The organism is Phenylobacterium sp. (assembly GCF_028290885.1).
Classification (GTDB): domain Bacteria; phylum Pseudomonadota; class Alphaproteobacteria; order Caulobacterales; family Caulobacteraceae; genus Phenylobacterium.
On the sequence record NZ_JAQGIZ010000160.1, the window covers coordinates 1 to 11,486 of the forward strand.

At 67.4% G+C, this 11,486-nt stretch carries 8 protein-coding genes; 5 read left to right on the forward strand and 3 right to left on the reverse strand.

Annotated elements, in window-relative coordinates; genetic code table 11:
• Positions 1 to 128: 128 nt before the first annotated feature.
• Complete coding sequence (locus JWP28_RS10895; protein WP_299542786.1) at positions 129 to 1,079, reverse strand: 2-oxoglutarate and iron-dependent oxygenase domain-containing protein; 951 nt, start codon at positions 1,077 to 1,079, stop codon at positions 129 to 131.
• A 10-nt stretch (positions 1,080 to 1,089) separates the two neighbouring features.
• Positions 1,090 to 2,976 (reverse strand): monovalent cation:proton antiporter-2 (CPA2) family protein, encoded by a 1,887-nt coding sequence (locus tag JWP28_RS10900; RefSeq protein WP_299542788.1) that lies wholly within the window; start codon positions 2,974 to 2,976, stop codon positions 1,090 to 1,092.
• A 93-nt stretch (positions 2,977 to 3,069) separates the two neighbouring features.
• Here JWP28_RS10900 and JWP28_RS10905 point away from each other — a divergent pair, with 93 nt between their 5' ends.
• The 3 genes from JWP28_RS10905 (at position 3,070) to msrA (ending at position 5,140) form a co-directional block, all read left to right on the forward strand.
• Positions 3,070 to 3,786 carry a CoA transferase subunit A gene (locus JWP28_RS10905; RefSeq protein ID WP_299542790.1) on the forward strand — a complete coding sequence of 239 codons (717 nt, stop codon included), beginning with the start codon at positions 3,070 to 3,072 and terminating at the stop codon, positions 3,784 to 3,786.
• The gene (locus JWP28_RS10910; protein ID WP_299542792.1) at positions 3,786 to 4,454 is read left to right on the forward strand and encodes a 3-oxoacid CoA-transferase subunit B; all 669 of its coding nucleotides are present in this window, start codon (positions 3,786 to 3,788) and stop codon (positions 4,452 to 4,454) included. Before JWP28_RS10905 ends, JWP28_RS10910 begins: the two co-directional genes overlap by 1 nt.
• A gap of 107 nt (positions 4,455 to 4,561) precedes the next feature.
• Positions 4,562 to 5,140, forward strand: coding sequence for a peptide-methionine (S)-S-oxide reductase MsrA (msrA, locus tag JWP28_RS10915; protein WP_299542794.1), 579 nt, complete (start codon positions 4,562 to 4,564; stop codon positions 5,138 to 5,140).
• On the opposite strand, the gene JWP28_RS10920 is transcribed toward msrA, so the two are convergent.
• Positions 5,115 to 6,692 carry a glycosyltransferase family 39 protein gene (locus tag JWP28_RS10920; RefSeq protein WP_366143805.1) on the reverse strand — a complete coding sequence of 526 codons (1,578 nt, stop codon included), beginning with the start codon at positions 6,690 to 6,692 and terminating at the stop codon, positions 5,115 to 5,117. The two genes, msrA and JWP28_RS10920, sit on opposite strands and share 26 nt — an antisense overlap.
• Positions 6,693 to 6,982: 290 nt before the next feature.
• Between JWP28_RS10920 and JWP28_RS10925 the strand changes: the two genes are divergently transcribed.
• Together JWP28_RS10925 and JWP28_RS10930 are read left to right on the forward strand one after the other, a co-directional pair.
• Positions 6,983 to 10,321, forward strand: coding sequence for a TonB-dependent receptor (locus JWP28_RS10925; RefSeq protein ID WP_299542798.1), 3,339 nt, complete (start codon positions 6,983 to 6,985; stop codon positions 10,319 to 10,321).
• Between the two features lie 117 nt (positions 10,322 to 10,438).
• Complete coding sequence (locus JWP28_RS10930) at positions 10,439 to 11,443, forward strand: agmatine deiminase family protein (RefSeq protein WP_299542800.1); 1,005 nt, start codon at positions 10,439 to 10,441, stop codon at positions 11,441 to 11,443.
• The last annotated feature ends 43 nt before the right edge of the window (positions 11,444 to 11,486 follow it).

An 11,486-nucleotide genomic window follows, 5' to 3' on the forward strand; every position in this document is an offset into this window, starting at 1 on the left:
GCAACCACTGCGCCTCGCTCAGCTCATAGCGCTTCACAGCCATCCCACTGCTCCGAATCAGCCAATCCGGAACGGAATGAATCAGCACCCCTCAGCGTAGGGAATCCTGAATGTCGATTGGTCCTAGCCTAAGCCAGCTTGATCTCCCGCAGGCGCTCCTGGAGGAACTCGTCGGCGGTGATCGCGGTGGGGTAGCGGTCCGGATGGGCCAGGTCCACGCAGGACGGCAGAGTCCTGATCTCGTAGTCCGAGTTGAAGTGCAGGAAGAACGGCGTCGAATAGCGCGGGACGCCCCGGCGCTCCGGCGCGGGATTGACCACGCGGTGGGTGGTGGAGGGCAGGCGGTGGTTGGTCAGCCGCTGCAGCATGTCGCCGATGTTGCACACCAGCGAGCCCGGCGGCGGGTTGATCGGCAGCCAGCGGCCGTCGCGGTCCAGGACCTCCAGCCCGGCCTCCTCTGCTCCGAGCAGCAGGGTTATGACATTGATGTCCTCGTGCGCCGCGGCGCGGATGTGCGGCCCGTCGACCGGAACCGGCGGGTAGTGCAGCAGGCGCAGGATCGAATTTCCGAAGTCGACGGTCGGGTCGAAGAAGCGCCGCTCCAGCCCCAGGTAGGCGGAGATCGCCTCCAGCACCTTCAGGCCCATCCTGTCGAGGGCGTTGTAGAGCCAGCCGACGGTCTCGTGGAACTCGGGGACGTCGGCGTCCGGCCAGACGTTGTCGGCCATGTGGCTGCGGTAGGGATGGCCCGGCGGCAGGTCGCGGCCGACGTGCCAGAATTCCTTGAGGTCGTAGTTGGTCTCGCCCTTGGCGGTCTCGACGCCGAACGGAGTGTAGCCGCGCTGGCCGCCGACCGGCAGCTTGTATTTCAGCTTCTCGGCTTCCGGCAGGGCGAAGAATTCTTTGCCCGCGGCCAGCGCCGCGTCGATCCGCGCCTGCGGCAGGCCGTGGTCGGAGATCACTGCGAAGCCGTAGCGGGCGAAGGAGCCGCCGAGGCGCTCGGCGAACTCGGCGAAGTCGCGTTCGAAGCCCTCGAAGGAGACGGGCTCGATGCGCTGGAGGGTGTGGGCTTGGCTCATGGCGCTTTTCCTACACCCGCTCCTCGTCGGGCTCCAACCGCCGAGCCGGCGCCAGCTGCGGCGCGTCTTCCAGGTCCTCCTCCTCGGCGATCCGCTGCATCTCGGCGCGCAGCAGGCGCTCGGTGGTCTCGCGGGCGTCGCGGGAGGCCATGATGTAGCTTTCCTCTTCGCCGGCGACGGGGGCGAGCTGGCGGAAGAACTTGTCGTCCTGCTCGCGGAACAGGGCCGCGGCGCGCGAGGCGCGGCGCTCGGAAAGGCCCAGCTTCAGGAGCGCCTTGCGGCCCATGTTCAGCGCGCTTTCGAAGGTCTCGCGCTCGACCGTCACATTGGGCGTCTTCAGGAGCTCGTAGGCGTGGCGACGGTCCCAGGCGCGCGCGAGGATCGCCAGGTGGGGGAAGGCCTGGTGCGCGGCCTCGACCATTTCGGAGGTCTTGTCCCGGTCGTCGATGGCTACCAACAGCAGCTTCGCCTTCTCCGCGCCGGCGGTGCGCAGCAGGTCGATGCGGCTGGCGTCGCCGTAGTGCACGGCCCAGCCGAAGCGGCGGATGATCTCGATCTGCTCGATGGAGTTGTCCAGCAGCACCACGTTGAAGTTGTTGCCCAGCAGCAGGCGCGTGGCGATCTGGCCGAAGCGGCCGAACCCGGCGACGACGACGTCCGGCGCGCTTTCGTCGAACGGCAGGCGTTCGGGCTCGTCGCCTTCTTCCTCGCGGTTCACCACCAGGCGCTCGTAGGCGGCGGAGACCAAGGGCGTCGCGGCCATGGAGACCGCCACGATGGCGGTGAGCAGGTGGGCGAGTTCGGGACCCAACACCCTGGCGCCCAGCACGAAGTTCAGCAGCACGAAGGCGAACTCGCCGCCCTGGGCGAGGGCCACGGCAGTGCTCAGGGCGACGCGGTGCGGCATGCGGAACAGGCGGCCCGCGCCGTACATGGCCAGGATCTTCAAGGCCATAAGGCCGATGACCAGACCGGCGATGGCCAAGGGGTGCGCCGCGACCAGACGAAGGTCGACCCCCGCGCCGACGGTGATGAAGAACAGGCCGAGCAGCAGGCCGCGGAACGGCTCGATGTCGGTCTCCAGCTCGCGGCGGAATTCGCTGTCGGCCAGGACCACGCCGGCCAGGAAGGCGCCCAGCGCCGGGGAGAGGCCGACCAGCTCCATGAGCGCGGCGACGCCCACGACCGCCAGCAGCGCTGAAGCGGTGAAGATCTCGCGCAGCCGCGCCGCGGCGATGAACCGGAACATCGGCCGGGTGAGGTAACGGCCGCCGACCACCACCACGGCGATGGCGGCCAGTTGGGCGAGCGCCTGCGCCCAGCCCGGCAGGGGGGCGAACAGGCTCCCGGCATGATCCGGCGCGGCCGGCGCGGTCCCGGCGGGAGCCAGCAGCGGCAGCAGGGCGAAGAGCGGGATCACCGCCAGGTCCTGGAACAGCAGCACGCCGAAGGAAGCCTCGCCCACCGGCCCCTGGCGCATACCCTTCTCTTCCAGGCTCTGCAGGACGATGGCGGTCGAGGACATGGCGAGGATCAGGCCGATCGCCGCGGCCACCCGCCAATCGAGGCCGAACGCCAGCGACGCGCCCGCCACCAGGGCGGCCGTGCCGACGAGCTGCGCCGCGCCGAGGCCGAAAATGGTGGTGCGCATCTTCCAGAGCAGCGCCGGGCGGACCTCCAGCCCGATCAGGAACAGGAGGATCACCACGCCGAACTCGGCGAAGCCCCGCACCTCGCCCGGCGCCCCCACCAGGTTCAGCAGGAACGGACCGATCAGCACGCCGGCGAGCAGGTAGCCCAGCACCGAGCCCAGCCCGAGCCGCTTGGCGATCGGCACGGAGATCACGCCGGCCGCCAGGTAGACCATGGCCTGGACCAGCAGGGGTTGGGCGTTCATAGCGCCAATGGACCGCGCCTTGGCGCCGCTTGCACGCGATTTTTCTGTCCAGGGCCGTTCTCAAATGCTGCAGCGCGGCGTAACAGGGCAGGCATGGCCAGCAAGACAGTGGACGGCGCCCGCGAGGCGCTCAGCGGTGCGCTCTTCGACGGGATGACCATCATGGCGGGGGGCTTCGGCCTCTGCGGCATCCCTGAAAACCTGATCGCGGCGATCCGCGACGCGGGGGTGAAGGACCTGACGGTGATCTCCAACAACTGCGGGATCGACGACTTCGGGCTGGGGATCCTGCTGGCCGGCGGCCAGATCCGGAAGATGATCTCCAGCTACGTCGGCGAGAACAAGCTGTTCGCCGAGCTCTACCTCTCCGGAAAGCTGGAGCTGGAGTTCAACCCGCAGGGCACGCTCGCCGAACGCATCCGCGCCGGCGGGGCGGGCATCCCGGCTTTCTTCACCAAGACCGGTGTCGGCACCCTGGTGGCCGACGGCAAGGAGGTCCGCGAGTTCGACGGCGAGCTCTATGTGATGGAGCGCGGCCTGACCGCCGACCTTTCCATCGTCAAGGCCTGGAAGGGCGACCACGACGGCAACCTAGTCTACCGGCGCACCGCGCGGAACTTCAACCCGATGATGGCCACCGCCGGCAAGGTGACGGCCGCCGAGGTCGAGGTGCTGGTGGAGACCGGGTCCCTCGACAAGGACAACATCCACACGCCCGGCATCTATGTGGACCGCATCTTCAAGGGCGCGGTGTACGAGAAGCGGATCGAGCAGCTCACCACCCGTCCGCGCGAAGAGGCGACAGCGTAATGGCCCCCGAAAAGCAAGGATGGACCCGCGACCAGATGGCCGCCCGGGCCGCCGCCGAGCTGCGCGACGGCTTCTATGTGAACCTCGGCATCGGCATCCCGACGCTGGTGGCCAACTACATCCCGGCCGGGATGCGCGTGACCCTGCAGAGCGAGAACGGCATGCTAGGCATGGGACCGTTCCCCTATCCGGACGAGGCTGACCCGGACCTGATCAACGCCGGCAAGCAGACGATCACCGAGCTGCCGTCCTCGTCTTATTTCTCATCCGCCGACAGCTTCGCGATGATCCGCGGCGGGCACATCGACCTGTCGATCCTGGGGGCGATGCAGGTGGCGGCCAACGGCGACCTCGCCAACTGGATGGTGCCCGGCAAGATGGTCAAGGGCATGGGCGGGGCCATGGACCTGGTGGCCGGCGTCAAACGCGTGGTGGTGGTGATGGAGCACACCGAGAAGTCCGGCGCGCCCAAGCTGGTGAAGGCCTGCACCCTGCCGCTCACCGGCCAGAAGGTCGTCGACCTGGTGGTCACCGAGCTCGGCGTGTTCGACGTCGCCCGCGGCAAGACGCCCCTGACGCTGCTCGAGCTCGCGCCCGGCGTGACGCTGGACGAGGTCAAGGCCAAGACCGAGGCGCCGTTTGAGGTGGGAGCCGGGATCGACGCCTAGGGTCTTCCCCCGGTGCGGGGGAAGTGGCCCGACAGCTCTGTAACCAACCGCGCCCTGGTCACGTATACTCAGGTGACCCTGAACCTCACCGATGGCATCCTGATCCCATGAAGACGCGCCTCTTTGCGGCCATCGCCGCCTCGACCCTCCTGATCGCCAACGCCGCGCCGGCCGCCGCGGCGCTGAAGACCGCGGTGTTCGCGGGCGGCTGCTTCTGGTCGGCCCAGCATGACATCGAGCACACGCCGGGCGTGAAGGACGTGGTGGTGGGCTATGCGGGCGGGACCGCTAAGAACCCGTCCTATGAGAACCACGAGGGCTTCCTGGAATCCGTCAAGGTCACCTACGACCCGGCGCAGATCAGCTATCCGCAGCTGGTCGACGCCTTCTTCCACCACATCGATCCGACCGACCCCAACGGCCAGATCTGCGACAAGGGCCCGTCCTACCGCACGGCGGTGTTCGTGGCCGACGCCACCGAGAAGGCGCAGGCCGAGCAGGTGAAGGCGCAGGTCGGCAAGCAGCTGGGGACCAGTGTCCGCACCATGATCCTGCCGGCTGCGACCTTCTGGACGGGCGAGGGCTATCACCAGCACTACGCGGAGAAGAACCCCGCTGCCTACATGGCCTACCGCATCGGTTGCGGCCGCGACCGCACGCTCAAGGTGGTGTGGGGGAAGGGCTGACGGAATCGCCCGCACGCCACTGCGGCGACGGGTAGCCGGTGGCCGGATCGCGGGGGCGGGGCCGGTAGTCCTCGCCCACGAACATCTCCAGCTTCCGCCGATGCCCGCGGTCGAGCCAGATGCCGTCGAGCTCCTTGCCCAGCGTCCGCGTGAAGTCGCGGGCGATCTCGGTGTCGAACCAGCCCTCGATCGCCACCACCAGGACGCGCTGGCCGTGGGCGGGCGTGAGCGGCGTCGAGGCCTCGGCCTGGTTGCCGGCGCCCGTGCCGCGGATCCAGATCATCAGCGGGGCGGCCAGCGGCTCGCGGAAATAGTCCCGGCCGTAGTAGGCGAGGGCGGAGTACAGGAAGCGGTTGTTGACCGCGATGGCGCTCAGGCCCGCCGGGCTCTCAATCCGTGCGCGCCGGACGACGACGTCGGCGGTCTGCGCCCAGCCGCGGGCGCGCTTCAGGCTGTTGGCCGCGCCCAGGCTGTCGGCGATCCGCGGCGAAAGCACCAGGCCCAGGAAGGCCGCGGCGATGGCGGCCTGGATCGCCAGGGCGGCGATAAGCAGGCGCCTCGCCCGCCAGCGGATCAGCCAAGCCGCCACCAGGATCGCGCCCGGGAGGTAGCTCGCCCCCGACCAGTTGGCGTTGGCGCGGCTGACCAGGGCCTGCGCCGCCACCAGCGCGAGCGGCGGCAGGGTGAAGCAGAGCAGCAGCACGTCGGCCGGCTCCAGCCGGCGGCGCCACGCCAGGAGGATCGCGCCCACGATCAGCACGGCGAAGGGGATCGGCCCGAAGACCGCGAACTGGGCGGCGAGGAATTCGCCGAACTCGGCCGGGTTGAACAGGTGGCGCGCGGTCCAGTGAGCGTTGGCGGCGGTGTGCTGGAGGGTGGCGAATCCGTGGGCGGCGTTCCAGGCCAGGTTGGGGGCCAGCACCAGGGCGAAGGCGCCCAGCGCCAGCACCGCCGAACCGGCCGACCAGCTGCGCCGCGCCGCCGGTGACAGCGCCAGGTGCAGGCCGATGCCGATCAGGGCGTAGACGGCCGCATATTTGCTGAGGAACGCCAGGCCGAGCGCCGCGCCCACGCCCGCCGCCAGCGCCAGGCGCCGGCCGCCCGTCGCCCCCTGCAGGGCGGTGTAGGCGAGGAGCGTCAGACCAAGGAAGAACAGCAGCGGCGCGTCGGTGGCCACGACAGTCGCCGAAAGCTGGATCGCCGGCGTCAGCGCATAGAGGGCCGCAGCGGCGAGCGCGGTCCTGGAGCCGTAGAGCCGCCGGCCGATCCAGAACACCAGCAGGGTCGCGCCGGCCTGGAACAGCGCCGCCGGCAATCTCACCCACGGCTCGGTGTCGCCGCCCAGGGCCGTCGAGGCCCGGATCGCCCAGGCGATCAGCGGCGGCTTGGAATAGTAGCCGAACGCCAGGGTCCGCGACCAAAGCCAGTACTGCGCCTCGTCGGGATAGAGCTCCAGGGGTGTACGGAAGAGCGCGATGAGCCGGGCCAGCGTCAGGGCGGCGGTCAGCAGCAGCACCGCGCGCGTGTCCGCGTCCAGATCCTTCGAACGCACGGTCTCAGAGATCTTCGGGCCCAGCATCGCACCCGACCCTAGCCGCATCCGGGCGCCCGCAGGAAGGCGCCGAAGCCACACTCGCGGGCAGTGTTGCCCCACGTGTCGTCCACGTTGCAAAAGCGTCACCAACATCCGGCAAATCCGGCTTATAGGCTTTTTTGTGGCGCTAAGGACCGAGCGGGCTGCGGCCAGGCTCGAGCGCGAAAAGTCGGGGAAGAGGGGAAATTGTAATGATGTCGATGCGTAACCGCGCCGGTTGTTTGGCGCTGAGCGTTCTGTTGTGCGGCGTGTCCGCCACTGCTGTGATGGCGCAGGAAACCACCGGCGCCGTCGCCGGTCAGATCAGCGACGGGGCCGGCAAGGGGCTCGGCAGCGTCGCGGTCACGGTCACCGACGCCACGACCGGCCGCTCGATCAACACGGTCAGCTCGGCTGACGGGTTCTTCACCGTCCGCAACCTGCCTGTCAGCGGCTCCTTCACCGTCAAGGCGGTGGGGGCCGGAGGCGCAAGCAAAACGGTGCAGATCGGTCAGGTCCCGATCGGCGCGCCCTATCAGCTGAACATCACCCTGGGCGGCCCAACCGAGGTCTCCGAAATCGTGGTCACCGGGTCTTCGACACAGGTGACCAATGCGCTCGTGCAGACCGGTCCGCGCTCGAGCTTTACCGCGGCGGACATCGCCGCGGCTCCGACGTTCGCCCGAGATCTCAAGGATCTGGTGCGCCTGAATCCGTTCGTGACCATCGATCCGACCAATTCCAACGCCGTGGTGGTGGCCGGCGCGAACAACCACGTGAACACCATCTACCTCGACGGCGTGCGACAATCCGACGACTTCGGCCTCAACAACGGCGGCTATCCCACCCAGCGTTCGCCGTTCTCGATCGACATCGTCCAGGCCTTCAACTTCGAAGTCGCGCCCTATGACGTGCAGTACGGCAACTTCCAAGGCGGCATCCTGAACGTCGTCACCAAGTCCGGGTCGAACGAGTTCCATGGCACGGCGTTCTTCGAGCAGGATTCGAACCGGACGGCCGGCCACAAGATCGGCCACGACGCTCTCGACGTGCCGGCGGGCGACCGGTTGATCACCACCAAGTTCAAGGACCAGAATTGGGGCGCCACCTTCGGCGGCCCGATCATCAAGGACAGGCTGTTCTTCTTCGGCGGCTATGAGAAGTACACGGGCATCGGATCTTCCGGCGGCTTTGTGCCCGGCGATGCGCAGGGCGCCAACCCGATCCCCTCGGTGACCACCGCGAACGTCACCCAAGTCCAAAGCATCCTGAAGACCAAATACAATTACGACCCGCTGAATTTCGGGGGCAGCGGACCGGTCGAGGATATCAAGTGGTTCGGCAAGCTCGACTGGTACATCACCGACAATCAGCACCTGTTCGTCAGCTATCAGAAGACGGACGGTACATCCTACAATGTCCCGAACGGCAGCGTCAGCAACAAGATCGTCAACCTGCAGTCCAACGACTATAGCTACGAGCAATTGCTGACGGCGTTCACTGCAGACCTGGTTTCGCACTGGACCGAGAATTTCACGACTGACATCGAGTACAGCCGCAAGGAAGTGAACTCACCATCCAAGCTGTTCACAGCCCCGTTCTCGGAATTCATTATCCAGCTGCCGTCAACCGGCAATATATATCTTGGGCCGGACATTTCACGTCAGGCGAACAACCTTTCCAACGTCGACAAGCAGATAAAAATCCGCGGCGCCTATACGCTGGGAAACCACGTGATCACCGCAGGCTACGAGCACGAAAACCTCGCGGAATTCGACCTGTTCGTGCAGAACGCGACCGGGACCTACACCTTCACGTCGGGCTGTGGCGCGGGCGACGTGTTCGCCAACCTTCAGGCCGGCGTCGCCTGCCGCTTCACCTATCAGAACGCGTTCGACAACAATCCCCAGACCTCGGCCGGCTTGGTGACCAACAAGACCGATGTCGTCTACGCGGAGGACGAATGGCGGCCGACGCCGGAGCTAACGCTCCGCGCGGGCCTGCGCTATGAGAAGTATTCCACGGGCGACGTACCGCGCCTGAACCCTCGGTTCCTGGCTCAATACGGTTTCTCCAACACCGCGACCACCGACGGGCTAGACATCCTGATGCCCCGCCTGGGCTTCAACTGGCAACCCGATCCGACCCTGGTGATCTCAGGCGGCGTGGGCTTGTTTTCCGGCGGCAACCCCGGCGTCTATACCTACAATTCCTATCAGAACACCGGAAACATCCTGGGCACCAAGACCTACACCTGCTCCACGGCGGTCTGCACGGGACCTCTGGTGGGCGTGACCGGGTCCTCCATTCCAACCTCCGCGCAACAGGACATCACCGCCAGCGCGAACCTGGGCACGGGCAACGCCAACGCGCTCGATCCCAATTTCAAGCCGCCTTCGACCTGGAAGGTTTCGCTCTCCGCCCAGAAGACGCTGGATTTCTCGGACTACGGGTTCCTCGGCCGGGCCGGCGGGTTCATCGGCGACGACTGGCGCGTCCACGCCGACGCCTACTATTCAAAGGTCAAGGAAGCGGTGAATTTCCAGGACCTCTGGGAGTTGCAGAACGTCCTGCCGACGCCTGCGCCCGACGGCCGGCCGGTGTTCAATCCGGCGCGGTACACCAATGCTCTGAACCGCACGTCCGGTAGCGACATCCTACTGACCAACACCAACAAGGGCGACGCCAAGATCTTCGCCCTGGGCTTCGGCAAGGCGTGGACCGGCGGTTGGGCGGACGGCCTCAGCTTCGACTACACCTACACGCACCAACGGGTCCGCGACGTCAGCCCGGCGACCAGCTCGGTCGCGACCTCGAACTATAACAACAGCATCACGGCCGATCCGAACCATCCGGACCTGGCGACCTCGAACTACGAGATCCGCTGGGAGAACAAGCTCAGCCTTGGCTACAAGCACGCCTTCTTCGGCGACAACAAGACCACCATACAGCTCTTTGCCTACAATCGCGCGGGTCTGCCCTATAGCTATGCCTTCTGCACCACGAGCAGCGGCGGGTGCGTGTCGCCCAGCTTCTCCGGTTCGGCTGAGCAGCTCTTCGGCCAGGGGAGCACGAGCACAAACCACGAGTTGCTCTACCTGCCCAAGGGTAACAACGGCGTGGTGACCGCCACCAGCGACCCGCTGGTCACCTATGGGCCAGGCTTTAACCTCGCGGCGTTCAACGCCTTCATCCAGGCCAAGGGGCTGCAAGGCTACGAGGGCCAGATCATCCCACGCAACGCTTTCCATTCGCGCGACGTGGCCTCCGCCGACATCCACCTGGCGCAGGAGATCCCGGCCTTCTTCCCGCACTCGGCGAAGGCCGAGGTCTATATGGACATCATCAACCTCGGCAACCTGCTCAACAAGAACTGGGGCGTGGTGAGCCAAGTCGGCTTCCCCTACGCGCTGGCGCCGGTCGTGGCCCGTAACTGCCAGTTAGTCACGGGGGCTGGCTCGACATCCACGACCTGCATCGCCGGGAAGGGCAACTACTACCAGTTCGATAGCTTCAAGCCCGGCAATCTGGCGGGCACGGTGCAGACTCCTACCTCGCCGCCAACCCCCACCTGGGTGATCAAGATGGGCTTGCGCTTCAAGTTCTAATCCGCGCCGTTCGGTGCGATCAGGGGGCGGTCCGGCGACGGGCCGCCCTTTTTCGTGGATGCTTGACGGGGGGCCCCGCCGCGGCCATCTGCGCGCGTCCGCAGCTTCGAGATTTGGATGACCGTCACCGTTCCCGCCGAGTGGGCGCCTCACCGGGCCATGTGGCTGGGTTTCCCCAGCCATGCGGAGCTGTGGGAGGACGACCTGGCCGCGGCGCAGGCCGAGGTCGCGGCGCTGGCGCGCGCGTTGGCTGGGCCAGGAGCGGAGCGGGTGCGGCTGATGACCGGGTCGCCGCAGGGCGAGGCCGACGCGCGGGCTCTGCTAGGCGAGGTGGCCGGGATCGAAATCGTGGCCGGCGCCTTCGGCGACATCTGGCTGCGTGACACCGGACCGATCTTCGCGGTCGGCCGCAAGGGGCCGCAGGCGCAGGGCTTTCGGTTCAACGGCTGGGGTGGCAAGTACGCGCTCGAGCACGACGACACGGTGGCGGCGCAGATCGCCCGAGCCTCCGGCGCGCCGCTGGCGGAGCATGATTTCATCCTGGAGGGCGGAGCGGTCGACCACGACGGCGAGGGCACGGTGCTGACCACCGGCCAGTGCGTGCTGAATCCCAACCGCAATCCGGACTGGACGGAGGCGGTCGCCGAGGCCGCGCTGACCGAGGCGCTGGGCGCGAAGAAGGTGCTGTGGCTGGGCGAGGGCCTGGCCAACGACCACACCGACGGCCACGTGGACAACCTGGCCCGCTTCGTGGCGCCCGGCGTCGTCGCCTGTCCGGTGGCCTTCGGGCGCGGCGATCCCAACGCCAAGGCCTATGACGACGCCGCCCGGCGGCTGGCCGGCATGACCGACGCGGCGGGGCGCAGGCTCACCGTCATGCGCATCCCCTCGCCGGGCTGGATCGACGGGGCGGACGGCAAGGCCGCGCCGGCCAGCCATATGAACTTCCTGATCGCCAACGGGGCGGTGATCGTGCCTCTCTATTCGGACCAGGCCGGCGGCTTCGCCGTCCAGGCCCTGGAGCACCTGTTCCCCGGACGCCAGGTGATCGGCCTGCCCTCGCAGGCCATCCTCACCGGCGGCGGCTCGTTCCACTGCATCACCCAGCAGGAGCCCGCCTGATGGCCCGCACGCCGACCCCCCGTATGCTGACTCTGGGCGTGAT

Coding starts and splice junctions, on each gene's coding strand:
- JWP28_RS10895 (WP_299542786.1), bottom strand. CDS start 1,079: ATGAGCCAAGCCCACACCCTCCAGCGCATCGAGCCCGTCTCCTTCGAG.
- JWP28_RS10900 (WP_299542788.1), bottom strand. CDS start 2,976: ATGAACGCCCAACCCCTGCTGGTCCAGGCCATGGTCTACCTGGCGGCC.
- JWP28_RS10905 (WP_299542790.1), top strand. CDS start 3,070: ATGGCCAGCAAGACAGTGGACGGCGCCCGCGAGGCGCTCAGCGGTGCG.
- JWP28_RS10910 (WP_299542792.1), top strand. CDS start 3,786: ATGGCCCCCGAAAAGCAAGGATGGACCCGCGACCAGATGGCCGCCCGG.
- msrA (WP_299542794.1), top strand. CDS start 4,562: ATGAAGACGCGCCTCTTTGCGGCCATCGCCGCCTCGACCCTCCTGATC.
- JWP28_RS10930 (WP_299542800.1), top strand. CDS start 10,439: ATGACCGTCACCGTTCCCGCCGAGTGGGCGCCTCACCGGGCCATGTGG.